General features: G+C 63.1%; 28 protein-coding genes, 1 tRNA gene and 2 pseudogenes. 17 read left to right on the top strand and 14 right to left on the bottom strand.

Annotated features, from left to right (window positions below; genetic code table 11):
* Positions 1-1,203 carry a penicillin-binding protein activator gene (locus E3U25_RS06225; protein ID WP_036759656.1) on the bottom strand — a complete coding sequence of 401 codons (1,203 nt, stop codon included), beginning with the start codon at positions 1,201-1,203 and terminating at the stop codon, positions 1-3.
* Positions 1,204-1,305: 102 nt separating this feature from the next.
* Between E3U25_RS06225 and rsmI the strand changes: the two genes are divergently transcribed.
* Together rsmI and E3U25_RS06215 are read left to right on the top strand one after the other, a co-directional pair.
* Positions 1,306-2,214, top strand: coding sequence for a 16S rRNA (cytidine(1402)-2'-O)-methyltransferase (gene rsmI / locus E3U25_RS06220; RefSeq protein WP_116220917.1), 909 nt, complete (start codon positions 1,306-1,308; stop codon positions 2,212-2,214).
* Complete coding sequence (locus tag E3U25_RS06215) at positions 2,211-2,624, top strand: YraN family protein (protein ID WP_116220918.1); 414 nt, start codon at positions 2,211-2,213, stop codon at positions 2,622-2,624. Before rsmI ends, E3U25_RS06215 begins: the two co-directional genes overlap by 4 nt.
* 490 nt (positions 2,625-3,114) lie before the next feature.
* Here E3U25_RS06215 and E3U25_RS06210 read toward each other — a convergent pair.
* Positions 3,115-4,044: pseudogene (locus E3U25_RS06210) on the bottom strand (IS5 family transposase).
* A 95-nt stretch (positions 4,045-4,139) separates the two neighbouring features.
* Here E3U25_RS06210 and E3U25_RS06205 point away from each other — a divergent pair.
* The 5 genes from E3U25_RS06205 to E3U25_RS06185 all read left to right on the top strand — a co-directional run bounded on the left by E3U25_RS06205 (position 4,140) and on the right by E3U25_RS06185 (position 6,761).
* A complete protein-coding gene (locus E3U25_RS06205) occupies positions 4,140-4,349 on the top strand; it encodes a hypothetical protein (RefSeq protein WP_116220919.1) in 210 nt (69 codons plus the stop codon).
* Between the two features lie 343 nt (positions 4,350-4,692).
* Positions 4,693-4,911 (top strand): hypothetical protein, encoded by a 219-nt coding sequence (locus tag E3U25_RS06200; RefSeq protein ID WP_036759654.1) that lies wholly within the window; start codon positions 4,693-4,695, stop codon positions 4,909-4,911.
* Positions 4,912-4,995: 84 nt separating this feature from the next.
* Positions 4,996-5,784, top strand: coding sequence for a hypothetical protein (locus E3U25_RS06195; protein WP_244294904.1), 789 nt, complete (start codon positions 4,996-4,998; stop codon positions 5,782-5,784).
* Entirely contained in the window at positions 5,777-6,064 is a 288-nt protein-coding gene (locus E3U25_RS06190; RefSeq protein ID WP_036759651.1) for a hypothetical protein, read from the top strand. The genes E3U25_RS06195 and E3U25_RS06190 overlap by 8 nt, the downstream gene beginning before the upstream one ends.
* A gap of 94 nt (positions 6,065-6,158) precedes the next feature.
* Positions 6,159-6,761 (top strand): hypothetical protein, encoded by a 603-nt coding sequence (locus tag E3U25_RS06185; protein WP_116220920.1) that lies wholly within the window; start codon positions 6,159-6,161, stop codon positions 6,759-6,761.
* A gap of 79 nt (positions 6,762-6,840) precedes the next feature.
* On the opposite strand, the pseudogene E3U25_RS06180 reads toward E3U25_RS06185, so the two are convergent.
* A pseudogene (locus tag E3U25_RS06180) lies at positions 6,841-8,103 on the bottom strand (IS3 family transposase).
* 366 nt (positions 8,104-8,469) lie between these two features.
* On the bottom strand, positions 8,470-8,847 hold the full coding sequence (locus tag E3U25_RS06175) for a hypothetical protein (protein WP_010400853.1): 378 nt from the start codon (positions 8,845-8,847) through the stop codon (positions 8,470-8,472).
* 235 nt (positions 8,848-9,082) lie between these two features.
* Between E3U25_RS06175 and E3U25_RS06170 the strand changes: the two genes are divergently transcribed.
* The 4 genes from E3U25_RS06170 to E3U25_RS06155 all read left to right on the top strand — a co-directional run bounded on the left by E3U25_RS06170 (position 9,083) and on the right by E3U25_RS06155 (position 12,595).
* Positions 9,083-9,250 carry a hypothetical protein gene (locus tag E3U25_RS06170; RefSeq protein ID WP_010400856.1) on the top strand — a complete coding sequence of 56 codons (168 nt, stop codon included), beginning with the start codon at positions 9,083-9,085 and terminating at the stop codon, positions 9,248-9,250.
* Positions 9,251-9,511: 261 nt separating this feature from the next.
* Positions 9,512-10,726: a DUF6538 domain-containing protein gene (locus E3U25_RS06165; protein ID WP_244294907.1), complete on the top strand. Its 1,215-nt coding sequence runs from the start codon at positions 9,512-9,514 to the stop codon at positions 10,724-10,726.
* Between the two features lie 38 nt (positions 10,727-10,764).
* Positions 10,765-10,905, top strand: coding sequence for a hypothetical protein (locus E3U25_RS06160; protein ID WP_244294908.1), 141 nt, complete (start codon positions 10,765-10,767; stop codon positions 10,903-10,905).
* Positions 10,898-12,595 carry a hypothetical protein gene (locus E3U25_RS06155; RefSeq protein ID WP_244294911.1) on the top strand — a complete coding sequence of 566 codons (1,698 nt, stop codon included), beginning with the start codon at positions 10,898-10,900 and terminating at the stop codon, positions 12,593-12,595. The genes E3U25_RS06160 and E3U25_RS06155 overlap by 8 nt, the downstream gene beginning before the upstream one ends.
* Before the next feature lie 145 nt (positions 12,596-12,740).
* Here the strand turns inward: E3U25_RS06155 and E3U25_RS06150 are convergent, their stop codons facing one another.
* Complete coding sequence (locus tag E3U25_RS06150) at positions 12,741-13,190, bottom strand: TerB family tellurite resistance protein (RefSeq protein ID WP_244294915.1); 450 nt, start codon at positions 13,188-13,190, stop codon at positions 12,741-12,743.
* 150 nt (positions 13,191-13,340) lie between these two features.
* Here E3U25_RS06150 and E3U25_RS06145 point away from each other — a divergent pair.
* Positions 13,341-14,428 (top strand): IS3-like element ISPbe1 family transposase gene (locus E3U25_RS06145; protein ID WP_076611590.1). Its coding sequence is split into 2 segments (ribosomal slippage): positions 13,341-13,596 and positions 13,596-14,428, totalling 1,089 coding nucleotides; the frame shifts between segments, so codons are not numbered across the junction.
* A 3-nt stretch (positions 14,429-14,431) separates the two neighbouring features.
* On the opposite strand, the gene E3U25_RS06140 is transcribed toward E3U25_RS06145, so the two are convergent.
* The 4 genes from E3U25_RS06140 to E3U25_RS06125 form a co-directional block, all read right to left on the bottom strand.
* Positions 14,432-14,812: a hypothetical protein gene (locus tag E3U25_RS06140; RefSeq protein ID WP_208861515.1), complete on the bottom strand. Its 381-nt coding sequence runs from the start codon at positions 14,810-14,812 to the stop codon at positions 14,432-14,434.
* Positions 14,809-15,264 (bottom strand): hypothetical protein, encoded by a 456-nt coding sequence (locus tag E3U25_RS06135; protein WP_116220922.1) that lies wholly within the window; start codon positions 15,262-15,264, stop codon positions 14,809-14,811. Before E3U25_RS06135 ends, E3U25_RS06140 begins: the two co-directional genes overlap by 4 nt.
* A gap of 269 nt (positions 15,265-15,533) precedes the next feature.
* Positions 15,534-16,621, bottom strand: a protein-coding gene (locus E3U25_RS06130; RefSeq protein ID WP_076611590.1) for an IS3-like element ISPbe1 family transposase whose coding sequence is annotated in 2 segments (ribosomal slippage) — positions 15,534-16,366 and positions 16,366-16,621 — 1,089 coding nt in all. Because the reading frame shifts where the segments join, the coding sequence is not laid out codon by codon here.
* A gap of 34 nt (positions 16,622-16,655) precedes the next feature.
* A complete protein-coding gene (locus E3U25_RS06125; protein WP_147304470.1) occupies positions 16,656-17,081 on the bottom strand; it encodes a YajG family lipoprotein in 426 nt (141 codons plus the stop codon).
* Between the two features lie 138 nt (positions 17,082-17,219).
* On the opposite strand from E3U25_RS06125, the gene E3U25_RS06120 reads away from it, so the two are divergent.
* Positions 17,220-17,480, top strand: a complete 261-nt coding sequence (locus tag E3U25_RS06120) for a helix-turn-helix domain-containing protein (protein WP_166435399.1) — start codon at positions 17,220-17,222, stop codon at positions 17,478-17,480.
* 219 nt (positions 17,481-17,699) lie between these two features.
* Here E3U25_RS06120 and E3U25_RS06115 read toward each other — a convergent pair.
* Positions 17,700-17,774, bottom strand: a tRNA-Gln gene (locus tag E3U25_RS06115).
* Between the two features lie 96 nt (positions 17,775-17,870).
* On the opposite strand from E3U25_RS06115, the gene E3U25_RS06110 reads away from it, so the two are divergent.
* Positions 17,871-19,079 (top strand): BaiN/RdsA family NAD(P)/FAD-dependent oxidoreductase, encoded by a 1,209-nt coding sequence (locus E3U25_RS06110; RefSeq protein ID WP_116220924.1) that lies wholly within the window; start codon positions 17,871-17,873, stop codon positions 19,077-19,079.
* On the opposite strand, the gene kdsA is transcribed toward E3U25_RS06110, so the two are convergent.
* The 3 genes from kdsA to E3U25_RS06095 are packed head-to-tail and all read right to left on the bottom strand — an operon-like array spanning position 19,080 to position 22,295.
* On the bottom strand, positions 19,080-19,913 hold the full coding sequence (gene kdsA / locus E3U25_RS06105) for a 3-deoxy-8-phosphooctulonate synthase (protein WP_036760622.1): 834 nt from the start codon (positions 19,911-19,913) through the stop codon (positions 19,080-19,082). It abuts the gene before it with no gap.
* Complete coding sequence (locus E3U25_RS06100; protein ID WP_116220925.1) at positions 19,910-21,658, bottom strand: KpsE/RkpR family capsule polysaccharide export protein; 1,749 nt, start codon at positions 21,656-21,658, stop codon at positions 19,910-19,912. Before E3U25_RS06100 ends, kdsA begins: the two co-directional genes overlap by 4 nt.
* Entirely contained in the window at positions 21,642-22,295 is a 654-nt protein-coding gene (locus E3U25_RS06095; RefSeq protein ID WP_072462460.1) for an ABC transporter ATP-binding protein, read from the bottom strand. The genes E3U25_RS06100 and E3U25_RS06095 overlap by 17 nt, the downstream gene beginning before the upstream one ends.
* Positions 22,296-22,498: 203 nt before the next feature.
* Here E3U25_RS06095 and E3U25_RS06090 point away from each other — a divergent pair, with 203 nt between their 5' ends.
* Entirely contained in the window at positions 22,499-23,107 is a 609-nt protein-coding gene (locus tag E3U25_RS06090) for a uracil-DNA glycosylase family protein (protein WP_244294918.1), read from the top strand.
* A complete protein-coding gene (locus E3U25_RS06085) occupies positions 23,091-23,843 on the top strand; it encodes an SseB family protein (RefSeq protein ID WP_116220927.1) in 753 nt (250 codons plus the stop codon). The genes E3U25_RS06090 and E3U25_RS06085 overlap by 17 nt, the downstream gene beginning before the upstream one ends.
* A 68-nt stretch (positions 23,844-23,911) precedes the next feature.
* Here E3U25_RS06085 and mepK read toward each other — a convergent pair whose 3' ends face one another.
* Positions 23,912-24,472, bottom strand: coding sequence for a peptidoglycan L,D-endopeptidase MepK (gene mepK, locus E3U25_RS06080; RefSeq protein ID WP_036760631.1), 561 nt, complete (start codon positions 24,470-24,472; stop codon positions 23,912-23,914).
* Positions 24,473-24,805: 333 nt separating this feature from the next.
* Between mepK and E3U25_RS06075 the strand changes: the two genes are divergently transcribed.
* A complete protein-coding gene (locus E3U25_RS06075) occupies positions 24,806-26,410 on the top strand; it encodes a L,D-transpeptidase family protein (RefSeq protein ID WP_116220928.1) in 1,605 nt (534 codons plus the stop codon).
* Positions 26,411-26,436: the final 26 nt, after the last annotated feature.

Genomic DNA, 26,436 nt, shown 5'->3' with positions numbered 1-26,436 from the left:
TCAGAACCCGAAGCCGCCGAAGCTGCGCGGTGCGGGATCCAGCACCACCACCTGGCCGCCGCGCACGGTGGCGACCGACAGCGCGCGCTCGTTGGTGCCGTCGCGCTTCAGTCGGAAGGCGCCCGAGACCCCGGCGAAGCCCGCGCTCTGCGTCAGCCCCGAGGTGGTCAGCGCATTGCGGTTGCCCGCCCGCACCAGCGCCGCGATCGCGGCCACGCCGTCATAGGCCAGCGAGCCCAGCTCATGCGGCGTCTCGCCATAGGCGGCGCGATAGCGCTGGTCGAACTGCGCCTTCATCGTGGTGTCGGGAATGGCGAACCAGCCGCCCTGCACGCCGCGCAGCTGCAACCGGGCCGAGGGCTGGTCCCAGCGCGTCAGCCCCATCATCTGCACCGTGGCCGAGGTGACGCCGGCATCGGCCAGCCTGTCGGTCAGATAGGGCAGCACCGCGCCCTGGTTCGCGGTCAGGAAGACCGCATCGACATTGCCCGACAGCGCCGCCTGGGTGACGTTCGGCACGATGGCGTCGATGCCGGACTGGGACAGCGGATGCACCGCCGTCCCGGCCAGGGTGGCGCCGTTGCTGCGGATCGCCCGCTCGATGGCGCGGGCGCCGACCTGGCCGGCGGTGTCGTCCTCGGCCACCATCAGGATGCGGCGCTTGCCGTTCCTGACGCCGTATTTCACCAGCCGGTCGGCGACGTTGTCGAAGGTATTGCCCAGCACGAAGACATTGCCGCCGGCGATGTCGGTATTGTTCGAGAAGGACAGCACGTTCACGCCCTGGGGCGCCATGGCGTTGCCGACCGCATTGGCGCTGTCGGCGAAAAGCGGGCCCAGGATGATCTTGGCGCCCTCGGCCACCGCGCGGTTGGCCATGGCGACCGCGGTGCCCGGCTCGGAGCCCGCATCATAGATGCGCAGGTCGATGGTGGCGCCGCGCGCATCGGCCGCCGCCATCTTCGCGGAATTGCCGAGCGAACGCGCCAGCCAGTCCAGGTCCGCGCTTCCCGTGCCGCCCGGCACCAGCAGCGCCACCTGCACCGGCTGCGAGGGGTCGATGCTCTGGCCGGTCTGCGGGCCCGAGGCCCCCATCTCGATCGGCTGGCAGGCGGCAAGCGCCAGGGCGGAAAGGACAGCTCCGACGCGCGCAAGCGGGCGGCGCAGGTCGAAGGCGCCGCGGATCGTTTTCAGGACGGTCATGGCGTGATTCCCTGTTGGATCGAGGCTGGGGGTTTGATGAGGGCAGGTTATTGGCATATTCGGGACATGGCAACTTGCCCCGGCAGAACGAAAGGGACCGCGATGGAGGATGGCGCCAGCACAACCGGGACGGGCGCGCGGCCGCTTTCCCTGACCGTCTCGGCCGCGTCGCCCGAACCGGGGCTCTACCTGGTCGCGACCCCGATCGGCTCGGCCAGGGACATCACGCTGCGCGCGCTCGACGTGCTCAACACCGCCGATGTCCTGGCCGCCGAGGATACCCGCAACCTGCGGCATCTTATGGATATTCACGGCATCCCGGTGCGCGGCCGCCGCATCCTCGCCTATCACGACCACAACGCCGACCGGCAGCGCCCGGCGATCCTGGCCGCCCTGGCCGAGGGGCGGTCGGTGGCCTATGCCTCGGACGCGGGCACGCCGCTGGTCGCCGATCCCGGCTACCGGCTTGCGCGGGATGCCGCCGAGGCGGGCTTTGCGGTGCGGGCGCTGCCCGGCCCGTCGGCGGCCCTGGCGGCGCTGTCGGTCTCGGGCCTGCCCAGCGACCGGTTCCTGTTCGTGGGCTTTCCCCCGGCCGCCGGCGGGGCGCGGCGCAGCTGGATCGAAAGCTGGCGCAAGGTCGATGCGACGGTGATCGTCTTCGAAAGTCCCAGGCGCGTTAAGCAACTGTTGGAGAACTTGTGCGAAGCTGAGGCGAATCGGCTTACGGTGATCTGCAGGGAACTGACGAAGAAATTCGAAGAGGTGATGCGCGGCACGGCGGCGGAACTGCTGGAACGGATCCCGCCCGAAGGGTTGCGCGGCGAAATCGTGGTGCTGTTCGGGCACCCCGAGCCGGTCGCCGCCGACGAGAACAGCTTGCGCGAGGCCCTGGCGGGTCTGCTGGACAGGCTGCCGGTGAAGGAGGCGGCGGCAGAGGTGGCGGCCCGGTTCGGACGTCCCCGGCGTGAAATCTACGCGCTGGCGCTCGAGATGAAGAAGGAGCAGGAATGAGGTTCGAAAGGATTTCCGGCGGGACGCCGGTTCCGGCCCTGGACATGAAGGCCCGGCAAGGCGCCGTTGCCCATTCCGCCGGCCGTTTCGCCGAGGAATCGGTGGCGCGGGAATATCGCCGTCGCGGTTACGAGGTCATGGCGGAGCGCTGGCGCGGGCGGGGCGGCGAAATCGACCTGATCCTGCGCAAGGATGACGAATATGCCTTCGTCGAGGTCAAGAAGTCGCGCTTTCACGCCGGGGCGGCGGAACGGATCGGTGCGCGGCAGATCGCGCGGATCTGCAATGCAGCGCTGGAGTATTGCGGCCGCTTGCCTTCCGGGTTGCTGACCGCGATGCGTTTCGATGCCGCCCTTGTCGATCAGTTCGGGCGCGTCGAGATCATCGAGAACGCCTTTGGCTCGAATTGAAGGTCGATGAGGTTTTCCGACCCCCGAGGAACGCTTCCCGTCGCATCTGTCCGACCCGAATCGCAGCGGCAAGCTGGCCTCATGGTCCGATGAAGGACCGCGGTGCCTGCGTCGCGCGGCTGCGAGGGACAGGGCTCACATGCGGTGGAGAGGCGATGCATGTGTCTTGATGCGTGCGGGACGAGATGTCCTCGACGAGACCGCGCAGGAAAATGCCCCGGTCATGCTTTGCCAGAAGCTTGGATAGGTTGGATGGCGATCAGGGTTTTCCGGCGGTTGAAGCGTCGAAACTCCCTCTGGATCATGCATCTCGCTGGCCGCCCAGGATGACACCGGTTACGTCGATGAAATTACACCATGCTTGCGGACGCTAACGAGCAATGCCCGTCTCCGAGTATCAGACACGAGCTTCATTGCCCTAAGATTCGGCTAGCATGGCTTTGTTGCGTTATTCGGGTTTAGGTCGAACTTATCCCTTTCCTTTCTCTCGTCAGCGCATGCGAACGGTCTCCGGCGAGCCGAGTGACGCGAAGCGGTTCATGAGTGCTATTCGGATCTGAACCTCTGCATCCTGCCGGTCGAAGTCTCTCGCCATGATGCGCTCACCCAGGAGCTTGAGACAACGCATCTTGACCTCTACGCAACTTCGTCGGTGATAGCCTGACCATTTCTTCCAGTTGGCCCGTCCGAAGCGTTTGCAGGCAAGTAGCGCTTCGTTTCGCGCCTGTAGGCCTAGATCATCCCCCTTCCAGGTGCGGGCATTTCGGCGCGGCGGTATGATGGCTTCAGCGCCTCAGCCCGCGATGGCGGCGTGGCAGCCTTTGGTGTCGTAGATCCCATCGGCGGTGACGCTGCCGATCTGCTCCTGCGGCGGTATCTGCACCGGCAGGTCGGGCAGAACCGGTGCATCTCCGATGCGGTTGCTGGTCATCTCGACAGCCCGCACTTCCAACGTATCGGCATCAATACCGATGTGGATCTTGCGCCACTGGCGACGGCGGCTGGCCCCGTGCTTGCGGACCTGCCACTCGCCTTCTCCAGAGAACTTGATGCCAGTGCTGTCCACCAGAAAATGCAGCGGCCCGGACGCCGCGCGATACGGGGTCTGCACCTTGAGGTGCTTCTGCCTGCGGCAGAGCGTCGTGTAATCCGGCACCGGCCAGTCGAGCCCGGACAGGTTCAGAAGGCTCTCCAGGAACCCCGTCGTTTTCCGGAGCGGCAACCCGAACAGCACCTTGATTGAGAGGCAGAATTGTATGGCCGCCACCGAAAACCTCCCAGGATGACCCGCCTTGCCGCTCGGGACCGCGAACCAAGCCATCTCCGGGTCAAACCAAACCATCAGGGAGCCACGGCGCTTCAGGGACCGACTATAGCCGGACCAATTCGTCGTTCGGAAACCAGGGATGGGTTTACTAATGGACAACCTAACCCGCTGACTCAAAAACATAAATCCATCAACCAAGGGGAAGTGCAACAAAGCCGCTCTGCGCGGCACAATATGCCTTCGGGGAGATGTGTGCGATCATCCTGCGGGCCATCAAGCAGGCACTGACGGAATGCGCTTCGGTCCTGCAGATCAGCCATTTCGCCGAGGCGTATCGCTTGCGCTATGACTGCGTTCCGGCCCTGAACCCGTTCCTGTCAGATAATTATCTTGCTGTGTCCGCACCGCGCTCGGTTCCCAGCCAGACGCCCGCCAAGAAGCGGCGGAGGGGATTATGACCTTCCTGTCCCGTCTGCCAATCTCCCTTTCCGCGAAACCGGGAGAGCCCGCATTTTCGTTGCTGGCGCGGAATACCGAGGCGAATGGCCGCCGCACCCTAGCCGAATTCTGCACCGCTGTGGGCATGGAGAAGAATCCGCTCTGCGCCGGCGATCCCGGGCAGGTTGCGCAGCTTGCCGCTCTGACCGGCTCCGACTGTGCCGAGCTGCTGGCGCAATCGCCACGCCAGATCGACCGGAAATACACCGATCTTCTCGGGCAGCGGTTTCTGACAGATCCATCCGAAAGGACGATCTTGCCATCTGTCCCGCCTGCTGGATCGACCAGGGGCGGGGCAGCCGGATGGATGCTGCAGAACTGGCAATCCACGCGAATTGGCTGCCCCGCATGCTGTCGAGTTGCGCGAGACATGGCGTTGCGCTGCTGTCCTTGCCCTATCGCGACTACACGACCTGCTACGATCCGCCGGCCCGTTGCCGCGCTGATCCGAACTGGCTTCACAGGTTGGAGGACATGATCGTCGAGCAGCGGCTGTCCCGTTTCGAGCGGGCCGTTCTGTGACAGCTTAATGGGCAGAGCGCCTGCCCGTGGCTGCCCGATCTGCAGATCGACGTTCTCGAGCGCTGGTGCCTTGGTCTCGGGACGATGACGCAGCTCGGCGGGCAATCCCCGGTCGAACTGGATACCGAGACGCAGGGCCAGCTGATCGACGAGGGCTTTGCCATTACCCTGGCGGGCCACGACGCCATCCAGTCTGCCGTCGACAAGGCGCTTGGCAAGTTCCAGATCCGATTGTCGGCGGCATGGCTGCATGGCTGGGCATTGCAGTCGGCCAATCCCGAAGAGTGTGGCGCGCTGCGCAGGCTGATGCGCCAGATGGGTCGGGATCAGGGGCAATATTGCCTGCTCAGCGTCACGCCTGCGGGTCGGTGCGACGTGCACACCGCTATTGGAAAGGCTGCCAAGGCAGGGGCGGTTGTTTCCTGCCCTGACGGTCTCGATCGTCACCAAGCGGTTTGCCACGATAAGGGAGGCGCTGGGGCTGGATCGTCCCGGTATCGTGTTCCATTCCACCCGGAAATGGTTCGTGACGCAGTGCGAGTGGGCAGGGGTGCCGGAGCATTTCACGGCATCCATCGTTGGCCACCAATCGGCGCGGTCGGAAAACAGGATGACCTATGGCATCTATTCCGCCGGGATCAGCGACGAACAGAAGCGCGAGATCGTCGAGAAGGTGGGGTTGCCATGCCTCTAGTTCCCGACATTGACGAGTTCGAGGAGCGGGCCGCTATCATGGAATATGATGGCGGTCTTTCTCGTTCCATGGCCGAGGATCGGGCAGCGCAGGAGCAGGGTTTCCGGGATGCCGCCCAGTTCCGTGAAGCCCTCGCCTATTACCTGCACACCGGACGTCTGGGAGGTTGGGATGACTGAACCCCTTGAAGTCTATCCTCTGGTGTTTTCCGGGGGGCGGTGGTGGCTGCCCTATGGCCACGAGGCTGATGCTGAATCCCTGTCGCGCGTGTTTGGCAGCGATTGCTCGGTGGTCTTCCTTGGGCCGGGTGGTGGCAGCCTCGCCTATGACGTGACGGACGAGGGGGAGGAGGTGGTCAGGCTTGACGATGAGGGCTGGCTACCCCTTGCCCGTGCTGTCCTTGCCCCGTGGCAGAAGCAGGCAATTCAACTGGTCATGGATGCCATCGACAGCATGTAAAAAATTTCCTCGGCGGCTTTGGTCGCCGGGGAGCACCACTTTTCTTTTTTTATCGCCACCTTATCTATGACGCCCACGACGGAGACGGGACGGGATGCAGGAAGAGCCACCGAACGAACCAGCACTAGAAGCAGCACCGCAGGAGATCATCTTTGACTCGCAGCATTCCCGGCCTTTGGACACCGCCGTCTGGACGGAAGACCCCGCCTTGATTGGTCTGGTGCAGGAGATCTGGGACGAACACCTTGCTGCTGATGAGGCAGGAAAGCAGAAAGGTGGCAAGAAACCCGCGCGGCCCTATATCGAACAGCTCCGGGTGCTGGTGACGGCGCTTTATCTGGTGTGGCGGGAGGACCCCCTTCTCTGTTTGGGTATGCCTTTCTCGGAAGGAGCCTGGAGCAGCAAATCCCGGTATAATCTTTTGGCGTTGACCAAGGATGTGGTGGTGCTGGTGAAGCGGTTGAATGCTGCTGGATTGGTACGAGTATCGACTGGAAGCTATGCCGCCCCCGGAGCCAAGGGAAACAGGACGAGCAGAATCCAGGCCAGCACGGTACTGCAAAAGCGATTCGAGGAGCTGATCGTCAATCAGAAAGCGATCTGCACAGTCCCAGCAGAATGCATCATCTTGAAAACGATATCGGGAAAAGCAGCAAGGCTATCGAGTACGAGGACACCGATGACACTCGTCGCATGAGGTTGGAAGGTCACGGCCTATAACGATCTTCTGACACGAACCTTCATCGACCTTGACCTGCCCCCCGGTCGTCCCTCGTTCATAACGAGAGTCCTTTGGGTTGATATTGGTTGGTTTCGGGTTGGGCAAGCGGGTCGGGCGCGGAGCCCCCAGTTTGCTCAAGCGCCCTGCGCGCTTCTGCCGGGGTCTGGTTGCCGAGCGAGGAATGCGGCCTGACGTGGTTGTAGTCGTAGCGCCAGAGGGCCAGCTTTCGGCGGGCATCGGCCAGGCTTTCGAAGATCTCCTCGTTGAGGCATTCGTCGCGCAGGCTGCCTTTGAATGACTCGATGTAGCCATTTTGCCGGGGCTTGCCCGGATCGATATAATGCCATTCGACGCCGGCCTCGTTGGCCCACTTCAGGATCGCCTTGCTGGTGAACTCGGTGCCCCTCCTCGGGAAAACGATCCCCCGGATCGTTTTCTGATCCTCGTCGATCACTGACGACACAGGCCGGCTTGCCGTAGATCCTGACCAGCGCATCCAGTTCCCGCGCCACCCTGGCCCCCGAGATGCTGGTGTCGGCGATCAGGGCGAGGTTTTCGCGGCAGCAATCGTCGTTCACGGCCAGAATGCGGAACCTGCGGCAGGCCCCGAACGTGTCGGCCAGGAAGTCCAGCGACCACCGCTGGTTCGGCAGCAACGGCACTGGCATGGGGGTCCGACTGCCACGCGCCCGCTTGCGACCGCGCCTGCGCCGCACCGACAGACCTTCCTCCCGGTAAATCCGGTAGAGCCCTTCGCCCTACAAACGATCCCCCGGATCGTTTGCTTTACGGGCTCCGATCTCGTTCATGACCATGCCCTTGCGCTCCAGCATGATGCCCACGCGCCGATAGCCGAAGCGGCGGCGCTGCTCGGCGATCTTGTGCATCTCCTCACGGATCTCCGGGTTGTCGGGCGGCCGCTTGCGCCGCACCGTCTTCGGATCGACACCGATCAGAACGCAGGCGCGACGTTGAGAGATCGGATGATCCCTCAGCGCCCGCAGCACCGCGTCCCGCCGTTGCACCAGCGTCGTCAAGGCTTTCCCAGCAGATCCTTCAGCACCACGTTGTCAAGCATGGCATCGGCCAGCAGGCGCTTGAGCTTCGCATTCTCGTCCTCAAGCTGCTTCAGCCGCTTGGCGTCGGACAGGTCCATGCCGCCATATTTCGCCTTCAGCTTGTAGAATGTCGCGGGGCTCAGCCCATGCTTCCGACAAAGCTCGGACGTGGGCAAACCAGCCGCCTGTTCCTTGATCATCCCGATAATCTGTTCATCGGGGCTTACGCGGCCCCACTGGGGCCACGGTCCCCTCTTCATCGGTAAAACGGCTCTTCCTCATCTCGTCTGCTCCTTCAGATTGGGCAGACGCTACATCACGGCGAGGGAACTTCCGGGGGGGCAGGTCAGCCTCACCGGTCGGTGACTGCCTTCAGCGACCTTGCGACCCGTTAGGCTGATGATCGCGCTAGAAGAAATCCTGGTCCGCGAACTCTCTTGGTCTGTCAACAATCACTGTGATGATTTGGCTGGGGCGGTAGGATTCCTGCTAGACGGAAGATCCGGTACCAGAATGTTGCCAGTCGTTGGCAGGGCGGGGCGATAGGTGGGGCACATGGCCCGATGACGCTATGGCCCTTTCCTGGCTTGAAACGAGCTAACCCGCGCTAAGGAGTCTTGCAGATATCAGGTCAGCGTCGCTTGCAGATCGAAAGTCTCTTTTTCGTCTTTGGTGCACGTTCCCAAGGCGTTATACGTCTTCATGCTATACCTGAACTGACAGGTCATATGGCTCCCCTTGTTGGAGCGGAGGATTGCGTTTCCGTTGCCGGCATCGCCTGAAAATCCCAGAACGCCGGTGTCTCTCACGGCCATCCATGTGCCGGTGTATTGTTCGTCGCCGATAGTAAGGTTCGCTTTCCCTGAATTGCCGAACGCGGTGTTTTCCAGGGTGCCTGTTCCCTGTTGACCCGTTGAGCGGCTAGTGATCGTCACCGCTGGCGAGCATGCGGCCAGTAGGGAGATCGTGACTAGGAAGGCGGCATGGTTCGGGAACAGCTTCATCTATACCTCCAAGACCGAACTGTGCAGGCAGTCTATCTCTAGCAGTCAACTGAATTTCAAGCCCTTTTGATGGCGCGTGATCAAAATTTGTATTGACGACAGTGACGAGCCCATGGGGTCGCCTAGACAGCTTTCCAAAGAGCCCGGCTAGCGTGGGCTTTGCATGGTCGCCAGAAACGCGAAAAACGAGGGCAGGTCCGTATCTGAAATAGAAGTAGATACAGGAGCTTACTTGATGAACAAAAACAACTTCCAACGCATTGTCAAGCACACCTTTCGTGCAATCAGACGTTGGCTAAGCCTGCTGCTGATCGCGTGGGTGGCATCCCGCATCAGCCGTGAACTTGCCATGGCGATCTACACGGAAGCTCTCAAGGCGGGGTGGTACGATGCAGCCCGGTGACGTGGCGGTTATCTCTGCCTTCGATGACGTACCGGGATACCTGTTCCAGACCGAGCGGGTGCCGGACGACCATGTGACAGGGATTACTCTCATTGGTCCTCTGGCGGGGAATACAGAGAACCGGACTTCTCGATGATTCCCAGGGTCTTGGACCCGAAAACCAGATGGCTGGGAACTCAGCAGTCCCTCTAAGCCAAAGCAACCAAACGGAAAAAACAGAAACACTAGAGGAATGGGGCGGACGCCCCAGATGGAGGTCGCATGTCTGTGCGGATCAAATACGCATATCTCAAGCAGCAGACTTGGCTGTATCGCAGGAACTACCCCAAGGAGCTTCAGGGCGTTCTCGGGCAGGCCATGAAGCAGTCGTTGAAGACCGGGGATGCCCGGATCGCCAAGGCACGGGCTGCCGAGGTCAATGCCAAGTATGAGGAGGTGTTGGCGAAGGCGAGGGCGGGACAGGTGGTGGACAAGCCGGTGCCCGTGATGGTGACGCCGCCGGTATTCTCTCAGGTGGTCTTGGTGGGGCGCAGGACGGTCAAGGAACTCGCTCGCACCTATCTCGATCGACGGTCGCGGGAGCTTCAGCACGGCGGCTTCAAGTCGGTCAGGTTCTCGGTCGGGCTGTTCGTGTCGGCTTATGGGACGAGGCAGATCGGGGCAATCACCCGTGACGATGCTCTGGCCTTCGTGCGGAAGGTGGCGCTGCTGGGCTGTCATGCGGGGAAGTCGTGGCGGACCCGTGGCTATGGGCTGGACCAGCTTGTTCAGGTCAGCCAAGGGGATCGCATCTCTGCCCCGACACAAAGGCGGACGGTCAGTCAGGTTGGGCATTTCCTGGACTGGGCGGTGTACGAAGGGGAGTTGATGGCCAATCCCTTCAAGACCGTGCGGGTGGAAGCCAAGGGCAAGAATCGCAGCTATGCAGCCTTGACGGATGCCGAAGTCGGGAAGCTGCTGGGTCTGGACGATTCCCGTATCGGTGATGTCCTGCTGTTCTGCCTGTTGACCGGGATGCGGGCCGGTGAAGCGGTGGGGCTGCTCAGGGAGGATCTGGTCTGGAAGGGGAATCTGGGCTGGTTCGTCTGGGTCAGGCCCAATGCGGTCAGGACGCTGAAAACCGATGCCGCCGAACGCTTCATCCCGCTGCACTCGGCGTTGACGCCGCTGTTGGAAAGGCTGCCGAGGCAGGGGCGGTTGTTTCCTGCCCTGACGGTCTCGATCGTCACCAAGCGGTTTGCCACCATGAGGGAGGCGCTGAGGCTGGATCGTCCCGGTGTCGTGTTCCATTCCACCCGGAAATGGTTCGTGACGCAGTGCGAGCGGGAAGGGGTGCCGGAGCATTTCACAGCATCCATCGTCGGGCACCAGTCGGCACGGTCGGAGAACAGGATGACTTACGGCATCTACTCCGCCGGGATCAGCGATGAGCAGAAGCGCGAGATCGTCGAGAAGGTGGGGCTGCCATGCCTCTGATACCTGACATTGACGAGTTTGAGGAAAGGGCCGCTATCATGGAATATGATGGCGGTCTTTCTCGTTCCATGGCCGAGGATCGGGCGGCGCAGGAGCAGGGTTTCCGGGACGCGGCCCAGTTCAGGGAGGCTCTTGCCTATTACCTGCACACCGGGCGTCTGGGAGGTTGGAATGACTGAACCCCTGGAGGTCTATGCGCTGGTGCAACGTGAGGGGCGATGGTGGCTGCCCTACGGCCCAGAAGCCGATGCCGAAGCTTTGGCACGGGTCTTCAACAGCGATTGCTCGGTGGTGTTCCTTGGACCTGATGGTGGCAGCCTTGCCTATGATGTCACGAACGAGGGGGAGGAGGTGGTCAGGCTTGAAGCAGCGCTAGAAGCCGTGGCCCAGGAGGTCATCTTTGACCCGCAGCATTCCCGGCCCCTGAACACCGCCATCTGGACGGAAGACCCCGCCTTGCTCGGTCTGGTACAGGAGATTTGGGACGAGCACTTTGCTACCGGGGAGGCAGAGAAGCAGAAGGGCGGCAAGAAGCCCAGACGGCCTTATATCGAGCAGCTACGGGTCTTGGTGACGGACCTTTATCTGGCGTGGCAGGAGGATCCTCTTCTATGCTTGGGTATGCCCTTCTCGGAGGGGGCATGGGATAGCCAATCCCGCTATAACCCCTTGGGGCTTTCCAAGCATCTGGTGGTGCTGGTGAAACAGCTACAGGCGGCGGGTCTCGTGCGAGTATCGGCGGGTAGCTATGCCGCTCCTGGAGCAAAGGGGAACCGGACGGGCAGGATACAGGCCAGCACGGAGCTTCAGAAACGATTCGAGGCGTTGGTTGTTGATGGTCGAGCTATCCAGGTAGTCCCCTCGGAATGCATTATCCTGAAGGAGGGTGAAGGGGATTATAGTCGTGCAGTGGAATACCAGGACACCGATAACACCCTCTGCATGAGGCAGGTGTTGACGGCCTATAACGATCTGCTGGCACAGACCTTCATCGACATCCCCACCCTGGAGCAGCCGTGGGCCGTCCGGCAGGACAACAGGGGAAAGGACATCAGGGTCGCTGTCGGATCTCGCCATCAGCTTGTCAGGCGAATATTCAGCCGGGGTTCATGGGAGATGAACGGGCGGTTCTATGGCCCGTGGTGGCAGGGGCTGAATAGCAAGCTACGATCACAGATATTCATCAATGACACTCCGACTGTCGAGATCGACTTCAAGGCCATGCACATCCAGATTCTGGCAGCGCAGCAAGGGGTGGAGCTTCCTCCTGATCCCTATGAGCTTCCCCCTGGACAGTTCCCCGATACCGATCCTGATGAGCAACGCAGGCTGGTCAAGCAACTGGTGCTGACGGCTCTGAATGCCAAGGATACTCGTTCTGCCTGCTCAGCCTTTCGGGAAGGGCTTAAGGCTGGACATCCCGGGAAACACTTGAAGAATACTTCCCTGCAAAAGACCATCAACACCTTTAGCGAGCATATCCCGGCGCTGGCGGATAACCTTTGCTCAGATGTAGGCATCAGGCTGATGTTCACCGATTCCCAAATCATGGAGCGGGTTATCACGCATTCCACTCTCCTGGGTTTGCCTGTTCTGACCATTCACGACAGTGCCATTATCCCCTATACCCACAGCAAAGTATTAGAAGAAACGATGAAGCAGGCTGCTGTTGAGGTGGTCGGTCGGGAAATCCCCTTGGAAGCAAAAGCTCTGGGGCTGGACCATGATAGCTGGAAGGATGACCCCGTTTATGTTCGACTGGATTACCAGACATGCCGAGAGACGGAACGCTGTGAGGGATACCTGACGAGACTCAAGGAGTGGGAGAATACTACCGGAAGAGAAGTGGTTCCTTTCAACATCCTCTAAGAGAAGATAAGAAAGAAGAGAATTAAGAAGGAGGAGAATACACGAGGAGATTAACCATGCTTCTTCTTCCCTTCCTTCCCCATACTTATACGTATCAGTGAGTTATGGGTGTATCAGCCATTGCTTGAGGGGCAGGGGCAGGACACTATTGATCGGCCTTGCCGTTCCGCCCGAGCTTGCTTCCGATCCATCCGGTCGCAGAGGATACCGCTGCACCAGCCCCCCTAGCTGCGCGTGACAGGCTGGCAACCGTGGAGTTCTGTTCATCAAGTGACCGGATAACCCGGTCAATCGCCATCTCCTCGCGCTCGTCCAGCCTTCCGTCTGCCTCTGCGACCTCGGTCAGCAGGCGTTTGATCTCCTGTTGAAGGATTCCGAACTTGCAGTCTGGGTTTCCATGAACGAACTCGGCAAGTACTCGCGTCATGTCGGTCAGGCGCGACTTGTCATCGTTCGCGCTGAGAAGGGCTAGGGCATGGTCCACATAGTCGGGGTCGTAGCCCCAGTCTTCCACGAAGTAATCCCTGATGACCTGAACCTCTCGCGTATCGACATGACCATCAATCGCGGCGACCTTTAGCGAAAGGGCACCCATCAGATCGAGTATAGATGCACCCAGGACATCCAGAGGCGTGTTCAGGAACCTTGGCACCGTATCGACACGTGATTGGCTGGGTAATCCTCCCCGAAAGTAAGGGGCTGCATAAGTAGAATTTTCTCGGCAAGATGAACGAGGAGATTCTGAATGAAGACAAGCAGATACACTGAAGCGCAGATCCTTTCGATCCTGCGTCAGGCCGAAGGCGGGATGCCGGTGGCCGAGCTGTGCCGCGAGCATGGCATGAGCAGCGCGTCGTTTTACAAGTGGCGGGCGAAGTATGGGGGCATGGACGCGTCCCTGATCAGCCAGATGAAGGCTATGGAAGAGGAGAACCGGCGGCTGAAGCGGATGTACGCTGATCTCAGCATGCAGGCCGATTTGCTGAAGGAGGCTCTCGGAAAAAAATGACGCGGCCATCTCAACGCCGCGAGATGGCCGAGAAAGCGGTGGCGCGACACGGGGTCAGCATTGCGCTGGCTTGCCGGGCCTTCGGGGTGAGCGAGACCTGTTATCGCTACAGCCCGAAGCTGAAGGACGAGAACGAGGAGATCGCCGATCTGCTGGTCGGGCTGACGGACGCCCGCAAGACCTGGGGGTTTGGCCTGTGTTTCCTGCATTTGCGCAACGTGAAGGGGCATCCATGGAACCACAAACGTGTCTATCGCATCTATTGCGCGCTGGAACTGAACCTGCGGATCAAGCCCCGCAAACGGCTGAAGCGTGAGAAGCCCGAGGCTCTGGCCGTGCCGGATGCGCCGAACCTGACCTGGTCCATGGACTTCATGGCCGATCGTCTGGGGGATGGCCGCCAGTTCCGGCTGTTGAACGTGCTGGACGACTTCAACCGGGAGGGCTTGGGCATCGAGGTCGACTTTTCACTGCCAGCGGAAAGGGTCATCAGAAGCCTCGACAGGATCATTGAATGGCGCGGCAAACCCGGCACCATTCGGGTCGACAATGGCCCGGAATACATCAGCGGCAAGCTGATGGAATGGGCCGAAAAGCGGAAGATCACCATCCAGCACATCCAACCCGGACAGCCCCAGCAGAACGCCTATATCGAGCGCTACAACCGCACCGTACGGCATGAATGGCTCGATCAATACATCATCGAAACCATCGAGGAGGCTCAGGACTTCGCCACGCAATGGCTCTGGACTTACAACAACGACCGCCCGAACATGGGCATCGGCGGCATCACACCCGCACAGAAACTGAAGATGGCCGCGTGAATTCTACGGATGCACCCCGCTAAAAATGGGGGGATTACCGCTGTAGCTCCTGAACAGCCGTGCGACGCCATAGCATGCTCCCCCGCTGGCGATGGCGGCGGCGGCAATCCATCCCGGCGGCGTGACCGCTGCACCTGTGAACAGGGTCGCAATCCAGCCCTTTGCGAAGAATGTCGAAACGACCCAACCCGAATTGGCCGCCGCCGCGCCACTTGCAGCAGCTCCGGAAACGTCGAAAAGGCTGCGGAGGCCCTTGCCCACTTTCAGACTGGTATAGGCATCATCGCCGATCCCCAAGCGTGCCTTGAATTTGACGTCATTCGCCACCACACGCTTGACGGCATCGAAACCGGCGCGCTGTTCATCTTCGCTCAGATCGGTCATACTTGCACCGTGCTAAAGACCGCAAACTGTGCTGCGAAGCGATCCATGGCATCCTTCATCGCATGCTGCCGGATATCTTCGATGGCGCCCGCCGTGACCCCGATCAGGAGCAAGAGCTTGTTGAGCAGCAAGGCAAGCCCCGCCCCGACCATCGGGATCGCCCCGACCAGCGTTGTGACGGCTAGCGCAACCGCCACCCCAAGAAGTGTGTTCGGCATGTTATCGACCAGCCACATGGCCATGCCGAAAATTCGGCGGCCAATCGCTACTACAGCTTCACCGATCTTGATGGTGAACCCTGCCACATCATAGAGCAGCGCCTTGAGGTCGGCTGACAGGTTGGTGCTGTCTAGATATGCCTTGATCTTTCGAAGCGTTGGGCTGGATTGGCAGAGTTCGATTGCTTCTTCAATGGTGCGTGGCGGCTCTGAACTATCGAGAGACGACTGCATAACTCTAACTCCAGATAGGATAACGTTAAGGGCTGAGCTATCAACCCGTCAGGTTAAGGTTGCCTGCCTGTCGAAGACCTCTTTCTCGTCTTTCGTGCATGTTCCATGGGCTATAGATCGTCATGCTATACCTGAACTGACAGGCCACATGGCTGCCTTTGGAGGAACTCAAGGACATGTGCAGATTATTTCGAACTAAACTCTGGTTTGAAATTATATCGAGACGCCGCGGTAATCCCCCCATTTTTAGCGGGGTGCATCCGTAGAATTCACGCGGCCATCTTCAGTTTCTGTGCGGGTGTGATGCCGCCGATGCCCATGTTCGGGCGGTCGTTGTTGTAAGTCCAGAGCCATTGCGTGGCGAAGTCCTGAGCCTCCTCGATGGTTTCGATGATGTATTGATCGAGCCATTCATGCCGTACGGTGCGGTTGTAGCGCTCGATATAGGCGTTCTGCTGGGGCTGTCCGGGTTGGATGTGCTGGATGGTGATCTTCCGCTTTTCGGCCCATTCCATCAGCTTGCCGCTGATGTATTCCGGGCCATTGTCGACCCGAATGGTGCCGGGTTTGCCGCGCCATTCAATGATCCTGTCGAGGCTTCTGATGACCCTTTCCGCTGGCAGTGAAAAGTCGACCTCGATGCCCAAGCCCTCCCGGTTGAAGTCGTCCAGCACGTTCAACAGCCGGAACTGGCGGCCATCCCCCAGACGATCGGCCATGAAGTCCATGGACCAGGTCAGGTTCGGCGCATCCGGCACGGCCAGAGCCTCGGGCTTCTCACGCTTCAGCCGTTTGCGGGGCTTGATCCGCAGGTTCAGTTCCAGCGCGCAATAGATGCGATAGACACGTTTGTGGTTCCATGGATGCCCCTTCACGTTGCGCAAATGCAGGAAACACAGGCCAAACCCCCAGGTCTTGCGGGCGTCCGTCAGCCCGACCAGCAGATCGGCGATCTCCTCGTTCTCGTCCTTCAGCTTCGGGCTGTAGCGATAACAGGTCTCGCTCACCCCGAAGGCCCGGCAAGCCAGCGCAATGCTGACCCCGTGTCGCGCCACCGCTTTCTCGGCCATCTCGCGGCGTTGAGATGGCCGCGTCATTTTTTTCCGAGAGCCTCCTTCAGCAAATCGGCCTGCATGCTGAGATCAGCGTACATCCGCTTCAGCCGCCGGTTCTCCTCTTCCATAGCCTTCATCTGGCTGATCAGGGACGCGTCCATGCCCCCATACTTCGCCCGCCACTTGTAAAACGACGCGCTGCTCATGCCATGCTCGCGGCACAGCTCGGCCACCGGCATCCCGCCTTCGGCCTGACGCAGGATCGAAAGGATCTGCGCTTCAGTGTATCTGCTTGTCTTCATTCAGAATCTCCTCGTTCATCTTGCCGAGAAAATTCTACTTATGCAGCCCCTTACTTTCGGGGAGGATTACCCCGCGACCTTTACAAACAATGGAGATGGCCATCATATTTCCTTCAGTGCTGCCGATGTCGGCAAGGCTGAAAGCTTTACTTCCACCTTCATTGACGAAAATTCCTATAAAGGGCTTGTCGCCCGTGTATCCTCCGAAGCTGTTGCGCCCATTAACGTAGCCGCAAACAGTCACTTTTCCCGTATTGTCTTTGGCCGCTGCCATTGCTCCGAAGCGGGCGCTGTCAGGATCTTTCATACCTGCACGGACGCCTGCTTGGACCGTTTTGACATCTTGCCCGGAAAGCCCAACCGGAGTTCCTGGGGGCTGTTTTGGGGTGCTTTCCACAGGAGCACAGGCAGCCAGAGCAAAGGCAATCAACAGCGTCCCACAGCTTGAGAGCCGATTCATCTGATATCTCCATAGTTGACCGCTAGCTGACCGTGTCAGCTATGGCGATGGGGTTGATTCATCAAATACTTCCTGAAATCCGATTTTTCACAGAATACTTCATAGAGCAAGAGGGATAAGTCTTGCTTGTGCGCGGGGATGGATACCAACCCCGACGCCTTTCTCATGGTCTATGCGCGGGTGCTGCGCAGGCATCGCAAGGACCGGGGCCTCTCACAGGAGGAACTCGCATTCCGGGCGGGGTTGAGCATGCGCTACGTGTCGCTGCTTGAGAGCGGGAAGCACCAGCCCAGCCTTGCCACGATGAAGGCGCTGGCCGATGCCCTGGAAACGAATCTTACCGCGATGATCGCCGAAGCCGAGGGCGACGATCAAGGAGAGAGGCGGCTTCCTGAATAGGGCGGCATCAACAGATCAAGCACGCAACAAGGTCTCGGCACTCTCACCTGACCTCCTAGACGTAAACTTGGGGCATCTCTTGGGGCATAACCACGCTCGTTGCCCAATCGGCATCACGAGGCAGGTCACGAGCCGATCTAGGCTATCCCGTCAAAAAGGTTCGGAAAGATCCTGTCCTTAAGGGAGGAAAATCCCATCTCCTCAAAGACTTGGATGATTTGGCTGGGGCGGTAGGATTCGAACCTACGGTACACGGTACCAAAAACCGTTGCCTTACCACTTGGCCACGCCCCAACTTGTGGAGGCGTATCTAGCCAAGCCGACGGGGGGGTGCAAGAGGCAAAACGGAAAAATCTTGTGGCTTCCGCGCCGGAGTTCTATGCGCCCGGCATGGAACAGGTCGATACAGTCATTCTTGGTGCCGGGGCCGCCGGACTTTTCTGCGCCGGCTCGATCCTGTGGCAGGCAGGCGAGCGGGCGGGGCGGATCGTCGTGCTGGATCACGCCCGTGCGCCGGGCGAAAAGATCCGCATCTCGGGCGGCGGGCGCTGCAACTTCACCAATCTGGCGACGGGGCTTGATCGCTTCGTTTCGGGCAACCCGCGTTTTGCCGCCTCGGCCCTGGCGGGCTTCACGCCTGGGGATTTCGTCGCCCTGGTGGATCGGGCGGGCATCGCCTGGCATGAAAAGACGCTGGGGCAGCTGTTCTGCGACGGCAGCGCCCGGCAGGTCATCGACATGCTGCTGCACCGAATGCGCGGCGCCGAATTGCGGCTCGGGACCGCCGTCGCGGGGGTGGAGCGGGCAGGCGACGGCTTCGTGGTCGCCACCCCAGGAGGGCCGCTGGCGGCGCGGCGCGTGGTCGTGGCGACGGGCGGCAAGTCGATCCCCAAGATGGGTGCCACGGGGATCGGCTATGACATCGCCGCCCGCTTCGGGCTGGCGCTGGCCGAGCCAAGGGCCGGGCTGGTGCCGCTGACCTTCGCCCAGCAGGACCTGGACCTTTGCCGGCCGCTGGCCGGGCTGTCGGTCGCCGCCGAGGTCAGCCATGGCGCCGGGCGGCGGCGCACCCGCTTTCGCGACGGGCTGCTCTTTACCCATCGCGGCCTGTCGGGACCGGCGATCCTGCAGATCTCGAGCTTCTGGCGGCCGGGAGAGGAGATCGCCGTCGACCTGGCCCCCGATGCGGATGTCGCCGCGGCGCTGCGCGAGATCCGCGGGCAGGGCGGGCGCATGGCCGTGGCCTCGGCCCTGACGCGCTGGCTGCCCGCGCGGCTGGCCGAGGCCATCGCTGCCGAGGCAGGGCTGGTCGGCGCGCGGCTGGCCGATCAGGGCAACGCGACGCTCGACCGGCTGGGGGCGCGGGTGAATCGCTGGGCCCTGCGCCCGGTCGGCACCGAAGGCTGGCGCACGGCCGAGGTCACGGTGGGCGGGGTCGATACGCGGGCGCTCGATTCGCGGAGCATGCAGGTGAAATCCGTTCCCGGCCTCTATTTCATCGGCGAGGTGGTGGATGTCACCGGCTGGCTCGGCGGCTATAATTTCCAATGGGCCTGGGCCTCGGCCCATGCCGCGGCCAGGGCCATTGCGGCCGGCTGATCAGCCCATCACCGGGTCGGATTTGGCCAGCGCGTCGAAGCGCATCAGCGAGGCGATCAGCGCCGGCATCCGTTCCAGATGGATCATGTTCGGCCCGTCGGAGGGGGCGTTGTCGGGATCCTGATGCGTCTCGATGAAGACGCCGGCCACGCCCAGCGCCACCGCCGCCCGCGCCATGACCGGCGCGAATTCGCGCTGCCCGCCGGAGGAACCGCCCTGTCCGCCCGGCTGCTGCACGGAATGGGTCGCATCCATGATCACCGGCCAGCCGGTCCGCGCCATGATCGGCAGGCTGCGCATGTCGGCGACCAGCGTGTTGTAGCCGAAGCTGACGCCGCGTTCGGTCAGCAGGATGCGCTTGTTGCCGGTCGAGGCGACCTTTTCGGCGACATTGGGCATGTCCCAGGGGGCAAGGAACTGGCCCTTCTTGATGTTCACCGCCGCCGGTGTCTCGCCCGCCGCCAGCAGCAGGTCGGTCTGGCGCGACAGGAAGGCGGGGATCTGGATCACGTCCACCACCGAACCGGCCAGGCGTGCCTGCTCGATGTCATGCACGTCGGTCAGCACCGGGCAGCCGATGCGGCGGCGCACCTCGTCGAGCATGCGCAGCCCCTCGTCGATGCCGATGCCGCGCCGGCCCGTCAGCGAGGTGCGGTTGGCCTTGTCGTAGCTGGCCTTGAAGACGAAGCCCGCGCCGGCCTTGGCGCAGGCCTCGGCCACGGTCTCGGCGATCATCAGCGCATGATCGAGGGTTTCAAGCTGGCAGGGGCCCGCGATCACCGCAAGGGGGCGGTCGTTGCCGAAGGTGACGTTGCCGATCTGGACATGATTCATGAGGATACCTGTTCGCGCAGGATCGAGGCGGTCAGCGAAAGCATCAGGTAGATGCCGGAAAACACCAGGAAAGCCACGATCGTGTTCTGGAAAGCCTTGGGATAGGTCGCCTCGTCCGGCGGGACCGGCGCGACCGAGAGCGAGAGATAGCGCACCTGCTTGTTGGCCTCGATCCGCGCGGTTTCCATCTGCGCGGCGGCGGCGGCCAGCAATTCCTGCCGGGTCAGCAGGTCGGATTCGGCGATGCGGATCTCGCCCGAGATGGTGGCCAGCGAGCCGCGGGCGGTGCTGCCCTCGGTCAGTTGGCTGCGGGTCTCGGCCAGCATCTCCTCCAGCCGGCCGATGTCGCCCTTGACCCCGGCGACGCGGCTGGCATTGGGGCTCTGGTTGGAGAGCAACTGGCCCAGCTCCAGCTTCTTTTCCGCCAGCTGGCGCTCGAGTTCGGCGATATGGCTCATGATCACGCCGCCCTCGGCCGCGGGGTCCAGCACGCCCAGCCTTTGCTGCAGCTCCTGGACGCGGCGCTGCGCCAGCAGCACCTTTTCCTCGGCCTCCTGGTAGCTCTCGACCGAGCCCTTCATCTGGTCCTCGCGCAGCCGCGCGGTCATCTGGTCCACCTGGCCCTCGGCATATTTGATCAGCGCCAGCGAGAATTCCTGGCTGAGCTCGGGATCGGGGGCGATCACCTCCATGTTGATGACGCCCTCGGTCGGATCGTAGCCGATCTTGACCGAGTTCCGATAGAGCTTGTAGGCCTGTTCGTTCGTCGTATCCGGCGCCAGGCGCAGGATCGGGTCCATGGCCGGATCCTGGAAGGCGCGCTTGAAGCCCAGATCCCGGTCGAGCCGCAGCATCGCATCGCGCGAGGTCAGGTAGCTTTGCACCGACACCGAATCGGTATTGGTCGCCAGCTGCGTGCCGCCGAACAGGCCCCCCAGCCCGCTCGAGCTTGACTGATCGGCCTGCTGGATCTGGAATTGCGAGACGGTGGCGTAAAGTGGCGTCGCGACGAAGAAGTAATACCAGCCGGCGACCAGCGTCGGCAGCCCGACAAAGGCCGCCAGGCGCGCGAACAGCATCAGGAGCTTGCGGCGGCGGCGGCGGGCGATGTCCTGCTGGATGCGGATGATCTCGGCGGCGCGGCGGTCCTCGGTCAGTTCCTCGCGCGAGGGCAGGTTGGTCGTGCCGGGGGGCAGCGGCGCGATCTCGGTCCCGCGCCGGCGGGGCGGCGTGCGATCCCCCCGCATCGGCACCGGCATGGTGGTGCCGGCCGCCTCGGCCGCCGCCTGGGCCCGCGCGCCCTCTTCCGACAGGATCCTGCTGACGGAGGCGCGGTGGAACGGGTCGATGCCGCGGTCGCGCAGCAGGACCACCGCCTCGTGATCCGAGGCGGCTTCGATCTCGTGCATGGCGGCGATGCGGCGCGCCATGCGCAGCTGGCGATCGGTCAGGTTTTCCGCCCGCACCGCGGCGATACGCTCGGCCATCGGGGGCTGGTCCGGGGCTGCCGCATCCTGGGGCGGATCGGCCGGCCGCGGCGCCGCGCCGGGAAAGCGCATGTCGCCGAAACCGTCGTCGGCCGTGGCGAAAAGCCGTTCCGCGTCCTGGGTCGGGGTCTCGGCGCCTTTCCTGACCTCGACCTTCACCTTGGGCTTCTTTGCGGTCTCCGTGGGTTCCTGGCCGACGGCCAGCACCGATTCCTCGCGGCGGGTGCGATAGGCGCGCGCCTTAGGCGGTGTAGTCATAATATTGCTTCGCCTCTTCGAGGGTTTCAAACTGGTATAGCTTGCCGTCGCGCAGGACGGCAGCGGAATTGCAGAATTTTTCAATGGTTTGCGCCTGGTGCGACACGACGACCACCGTCGCCGACCTGAGGCGTTCGTAAAGCACCGTCCCGGCCTTGCGGTTGAATTCCGGGTCGGTGGTGCTGGGCATGCCCTCGTCGATCAGGTAGACGTCGAACTCCAGCGCCAGCATCAGCGAAAAGGTGAAGCGCGACCGCATCCCGGCGCTGTAGGTGCCGACCGGCATGTCGAAATATTCGTCGATGTCGGTCAGCCAGCGGCAGAACGCCTCGACGTAATCCGGGTCCAGCCCGTAGATGCGGGCGATGAAGCGCGCATTCTCGTTGGCGCTGAGCGACGAGGTGATGCCGCCCATGAAGCCCAGCGGAAAGGACACCCGGCATTCGGTGCGGATCGTGCCCTCGTCGGGCTTTTCCAGCCCGCACATCATGTTGATGATCGTGGTCTTGCCGGTGCCGTTGGGGGCCAGGATGCCCATCGACCGCCCCAGCTCGATCCGAAACGAGGCGCGGTCGAGGATCACCTTGCGTTGCGTGCCGGTCCAGAACGATTTGGAGACGTTGTCGAATTCGATCATCTGGCCGTCCTGGTCCGCGCGCGGGCGCGGAATGGTAATGGTTACGACATACACAGTTCCCGCCGCCGACCGAAAACACCCCAGGCCGCGGCAGGCCGGACCATATGCCGGGCGGGTCGCGCTGTCCACCATGGCGATCAATGCTTGATATATCGTGAATGCCGGCCCTTTTCTGCCGTCGGCGGGCTGCCTATCTGCCAGGCATGCCCAGCCTTCTTCGCGAGATTTCCGACTGCCGTCTCTGTGCGCCGCGCTTTGCCGCGACGGCGACCCGGCACAGCCCGCGCCCCGTCGCCTGGTTCCGGCCCGGCGCGCGCATCCTGGTCGTCGGCCAGGCGCCGGGCATGCGCGTGCATCTGGCCGGGCGGCCCTTTGCCGACCGTTCGGGCGACCGGCTGCGCGACTGGATGGGCGTGTCCGAGGCCGAGTTCTATGACCGCGCGCGCATCGCCATCGTGCCGATGGCCTTCTGCTTTCCCGGCTATGACGCCAAGGGTGCTGACCTGCCGCCGCCGCCGATCTGTGCGCAGACCTGGCGCGCGCGCGTCATGGCCGAGCTGCGGCCCGACCTGACGCTGCTGGTCGGCGGCCATGCGCAGCGCTGGCACCTGCGGGCCGCGGCGCGCGGCGGGGTGACGGCGACCGTCGCCGGCTGGCGCGATCATGCGCCGCACATCTTCCCCTTGCCTCATCCGTCCTGGCGCAATACCGGCTGGCTGCGGCGCAATCCCTGGTTCCAGGCCGAGCTGCTGCCGGAATTGCGCGCCGCCGTTGCCGCCCTGTTGAGAGAAGCCGATGACCCCGCTGGATGAGCTTTGCCAGGTTCCCTTTCACGAGGCCGATGCGCCCGCCCGGTCGCGCATCCTGTCGCGCCTGGCCGATACCGAGCTTTTCGTCGCGCTGTTGGCCGAGCCGGCCGACGACCGCGCCGAATTGCGGCTGTTCGACCTGCCCGAGGGCCGCTTTGCCCTGGCCTGCGACCGCGAGGAGCGGCTGGCCGGTTTCGTCGGCGGTCCCGTCGCCTATCTTGCCCTGCCGGGCCGCGTGCTTGCCGCCGCCCTGGCCGAGGAGGGGCGGGGCCTGCTGGTCAATCCGGGCCATGGCTCGCAGCTGATGCTGGATGCCGGGGTGCTGGCCTGGCTGGTGCGGGCGCTCGAGGCGCGGCCCAGCATGGCGCCGGACGAGGCCGCGCGGCGCCTGGGCGCGCCCTCGCCCCAGGCGGTGGCGCTCTTGGCCGAGCCCCTGGCGCAGCGGCTGGGCGACATGGCCGGGCTGGTCGGCCGCCTGGCCCTGGTCGCCGCCGAATGGCGCGACGGGCGGCAGGGCCATGCGCTGATCCTGTCGGGCGTCGAGCCGGCGCATCAGGCCGCGGTGGCCAAGGCCCTGGCGGAGTTGCTGGCCTTCCTGCCCGAACTGCCCGGCGGCGTGGACATCGGCTTTGCCGAGCCGGACCTGCCCGCCGGCGCGCTGATCCTGGAGCCGCCGCCCCCGCCGCCGGCGCCCGAACCGGTGCGGCGCGATCCCTCGGCCCCGCCGCGGCTGCGCTAGCAGGCAAACGAAAACCCGCCCAAGCGGGCGGGTCTTTGCGTGATCACCGGAAGTTGATCGGTCGCGAGTCAGGCGCCCCAGTGGCGGATCGGGCCGCAGTCCATATGGACGAAGTTCGAGCGCGAATATTTGCCGACCCCGCCCGCATTGCAGGCGGCCGCGGCCTTGTACATCTGCGAGACCGAGCGCGACTTCAGGCGCAGGTCCGCAGCCTTGCCCACCATGTGCAGCGAGTTGCGCGCGACGCCCGAGGATTGCGAGCGCAGCATCGCATTGGTCTTGGGCGAGCGATAGCCCGACAGCATCATGTAGGGTTCGTTGGTTTGCAGCAGCCTGTGCGAGGCTGCGGCGATGTCAACCGTGCGCGGATCGATTCCGATGGCCTGGCCCGTCCGCCAGTCGCGCATGAAGATGTTGATTTCATTCAAGGCATCCCGGATATACTTGCCTTCGACCCAGTAAACCGTGTCGATGCTTTCGCCCGTGCGCCCCGAATACATGCGAATGCGGCGGATGTCGCCGGCACCCCGCAGCAGACCGAAGGCATTGGCCATAACCGGCGCTGCTGCCACCGTGGTCGCCGCGAAGACGCCAAGGATGCCCCGACGCGAGAGAGTTTCGAACGTCATGTCAGATCGCCTGTCCTGCTTTCGTTGTTCTTGCCGTCCGTTGAAACGGCGCGGTCCGGTTTAGCCGGAACCGGTTAAGACTATGTCACCAGCGCGCGAGCGGTGGGAAGCTTTTCGTTCCAGGGGCGGCGAAGTTCTGCCATTCTCGGCGAGAATCCGCCGAAATCCGCGCGATTCGGAACCAAATCCAATGTTTCTGCGCGGCCGTGTTCACGCTGCATCAGTGATGCAACAAAAAACCCGCCTCGCTGGACCGGAATCCGCCCGGATGCGAAGATTTGCCGCAGGTGTTGAAGGGAATGTCAGGTGCGCTCTTTTGGGCTGATTCGCGTGATGGTTGTTGCGGCCGTTCTGGCCATGCCGGGGGCTGCCGCGGCCCAGGCGCTGGATGCCGCGCCCGTGGCCGCGCTTCCGGCGCCGCGGCTGAGCTTTTCCGAAAGGGAAATGCGGCTGGCCGAGCAGGTCGCCGACCATCCGGGCCTTGCGGATTTCTATGGCACGAACGGGCTGAAGCCGATCTTCGCCGGTGCCGAGGGCGCCCTGCGCCGGGCCGCGCTGATCGAGGCGCTGGGGCAGGCGGCCTCGCACGGCCTGCCGCCCGCGCGCTATCGCCAGGCCGCGCTGCGCAGGCTGGGCGGCGCCGGCGCCGATACGGTCGAGGACGAGATCCGCTTTGCCCGCGCCTTTGCCGACTGGAGCCGGGACGTGTCGGGCGGGATCCTCGATCCGCGCAAGGTCGAGCCGGGGATCAAGCGCGAGGTGCAACGCCCGCGCACCGGCGACCTGCTGCGCGCCTTTGCCGCCGCCGACGATCCGGCGGCGATGCTGGCCGCCCTGCCGCCGCAGGATCCGCGCTACGAGGCGCTGCGCCAGGCGCTTGCCCGGCAGTCGCAGCTGGTGGCGCCCGCCGATGCGCCGCCGGTGCCCGAGGGGCTGTGGCGCGAGGGGACCAGCGACGCCGCCGTCGCGGCCTTGCGCGTGCGGCTGGCCTCGGTCGGCTTTGCCGCGGCGCCCATGGGCAGCCCGCTGACCTATGACGGCGCGCTGGCGCAGGTGGTCGCCGCCTATCAGCAGGCGGCGGGGCTGCCGGCCGACGGGGTGGCCGGGCCGCGCACGGTCGCGCGGCTCAACCGCGGCACCGGCCCCGAGGCCGAGGCGATCCTGGTCGCGCTGGAGCGGATGCGCTGGATGGCCGGCCACGACCTGAACGCCCGCCACGTCTGGGTGAACCTGCCCGAGTTCAACGCCCGCATCTACGAGAACGGCCGCGAGGTCTTCGAGACCCGCGTCGTCATCGGCAAGGCCAACCAGGAATTCGAGACGCCCGAGTTCAGCGAGACGATGAAATACATGGTGGTCAACCCGCGCTGGAACGTGCCGCGCTCGATCACCGTCAAGGAATACCTGCCGCGGCTGCAGGCCAACCGCCACGCGGTTTCCCATCTGGACGTGGTGGACGGGGCCGGCAACGTCATCCCGCGCGACCGCATCGACTTTCGCAAATACAGCGCCAAGACCTTTCCCTATCGCATGCGGCAGAAACCCAGCGACGACAATGCGCTGGGGCAGGTCAAGTTCATGTTCCCCAACCCCTGGAACATCTATCTGCACGATACCCCGACCAAGCACCTGTTCAACCAGTCGAGCCGCGCCTATTCGCATGGCTGCATCCGCGTCGGCCGCCCCGTCGACCTGGCGCATGAGCTGCTGAAGGGCCAGGTCGAAAGCCCCGAGGCGGTCTTTGCCAAGGCGCTGAAATCCGGGCGCGAGACCTATCTGAACCTGCACCCGCCGGTGCCGGTGCATCTGGTCTATTTCACCGCCTTCCCCGACGAGACCGGCCAGATCCGCCGCTTTCCCGACATCTATGGCCGCGACGCGCTGATCCATGCCGCCCTGGCCAAGGCCGGGCTGGATTCCGCCGGCCCGGATGAATAGATGAACCCCAAGCAAAGGGGAGTCGC

This window comes from Paracoccus versutus, assembly GCF_029909795.1.
Taxonomy (GTDB): domain Bacteria; phylum Pseudomonadota; class Alphaproteobacteria; order Rhodobacterales; family Rhodobacteraceae; genus Paracoccus; species Paracoccus versutus.
This window is presented reverse-complemented; position numbering and strand designations above follow the sequence as displayed.

What these genes read in the sequence shown, in the direction of transcription:
- E3U25_RS06225 (WP_036759656.1), bottom strand. Translation starts at nt 1,203, where the DNA reads ATGACCGTCCTGAAAACGATCCGCGGCGCCTTCGACCTGCGCCGCCCG.
- rsmI (WP_116220917.1), top strand. Translation starts at nt 1,306, where the DNA reads ATGGAGGATGGCGCCAGCACAACCGGGACGGGCGCGCGGCCGCTTTCC.
- E3U25_RS06215 (WP_116220918.1), top strand. Translation starts at nt 2,211, where the DNA reads ATGAGGTTCGAAAGGATTTCCGGCGGGACGCCGGTTCCGGCCCTGGAC.
- E3U25_RS06205 (WP_116220919.1), top strand. Translation starts at nt 4,140, where the DNA reads ATGTGTGCGATCATCCTGCGGGCCATCAAGCAGGCACTGACGGAATGC.
- E3U25_RS06200 (WP_036759654.1), top strand. Translation starts at nt 4,693, where the DNA reads ATGGATGCTGCAGAACTGGCAATCCACGCGAATTGGCTGCCCCGCATG.
- E3U25_RS06195 (WP_244294904.1), top strand. Translation starts at nt 4,996, where the DNA reads ATGACGCAGCTCGGCGGGCAATCCCCGGTCGAACTGGATACCGAGACG.
- E3U25_RS06190 (WP_036759651.1), top strand. Translation starts at nt 5,777, where the DNA reads ATGACTGAACCCCTTGAAGTCTATCCTCTGGTGTTTTCCGGGGGGCGG.
- E3U25_RS06185 (WP_116220920.1), top strand. Translation starts at nt 6,159, where the DNA reads ATGCAGGAAGAGCCACCGAACGAACCAGCACTAGAAGCAGCACCGCAG.
- E3U25_RS06175 (WP_010400853.1), bottom strand. Translation starts at nt 8,847, where the DNA reads ATGAAGCTGTTCCCGAACCATGCCGCCTTCCTAGTCACGATCTCCCTA.
- E3U25_RS06170 (WP_010400856.1), top strand. Translation starts at nt 9,083, where the DNA reads ATGAACAAAAACAACTTCCAACGCATTGTCAAGCACACCTTTCGTGCA.
- E3U25_RS06165 (WP_244294907.1), top strand. Translation starts at nt 9,512, where the DNA reads ATGTCTGTGCGGATCAAATACGCATATCTCAAGCAGCAGACTTGGCTG.
- E3U25_RS06160 (WP_244294908.1), top strand. Translation starts at nt 10,765, where the DNA reads ATGGAATATGATGGCGGTCTTTCTCGTTCCATGGCCGAGGATCGGGCG.
- E3U25_RS06155 (WP_244294911.1), top strand. Translation starts at nt 10,898, where the DNA reads ATGACTGAACCCCTGGAGGTCTATGCGCTGGTGCAACGTGAGGGGCGA.
- E3U25_RS06150 (WP_244294915.1), bottom strand. Translation starts at nt 13,190, where the DNA reads ATGGGTGCCCTTTCGCTAAAGGTCGCCGCGATTGATGGTCATGTCGAT.
- E3U25_RS06140 (WP_208861515.1), bottom strand. Translation starts at nt 14,812, where the DNA reads ATGACCGATCTGAGCGAAGATGAACAGCGCGCCGGTTTCGATGCCGTC.
- E3U25_RS06135 (WP_116220922.1), bottom strand. Translation starts at nt 15,264, where the DNA reads ATGCAGTCGTCTCTCGATAGTTCAGAGCCGCCACGCACCATTGAAGAA.
- E3U25_RS06125 (WP_147304470.1), bottom strand. Translation starts at nt 17,081, where the DNA reads ATGAATCGGCTCTCAAGCTGTGGGACGCTGTTGATTGCCTTTGCTCTG.
- E3U25_RS06120 (WP_166435399.1), top strand. Translation starts at nt 17,220, where the DNA reads ATGGATACCAACCCCGACGCCTTTCTCATGGTCTATGCGCGGGTGCTG.
- E3U25_RS06110 (WP_116220924.1), top strand. Translation starts at nt 17,871, where the DNA reads ATGGAACAGGTCGATACAGTCATTCTTGGTGCCGGGGCCGCCGGACTT.
- kdsA (WP_036760622.1), bottom strand. Translation starts at nt 19,913, where the DNA reads ATGAATCATGTCCAGATCGGCAACGTCACCTTCGGCAACGACCGCCCC.
- E3U25_RS06100 (WP_116220925.1), bottom strand. Translation starts at nt 21,658, where the DNA reads ATGACTACACCGCCTAAGGCGCGCGCCTATCGCACCCGCCGCGAGGAA.
- E3U25_RS06095 (WP_072462460.1), bottom strand. Translation starts at nt 22,295, where the DNA reads ATGATCGAATTCGACAACGTCTCCAAATCGTTCTGGACCGGCACGCAA.
- E3U25_RS06090 (WP_244294918.1), top strand. Translation starts at nt 22,499, where the DNA reads ATGCCCAGCCTTCTTCGCGAGATTTCCGACTGCCGTCTCTGTGCGCCG.
- E3U25_RS06085 (WP_116220927.1), top strand. Translation starts at nt 23,091, where the DNA reads ATGACCCCGCTGGATGAGCTTTGCCAGGTTCCCTTTCACGAGGCCGAT.
- mepK (WP_036760631.1), bottom strand. Translation starts at nt 24,472, where the DNA reads ATGACGTTCGAAACTCTCTCGCGTCGGGGCATCCTTGGCGTCTTCGCG.
- E3U25_RS06075 (WP_116220928.1), top strand. Translation starts at nt 24,806, where the DNA reads ATGGTTGTTGCGGCCGTTCTGGCCATGCCGGGGGCTGCCGCGGCCCAG.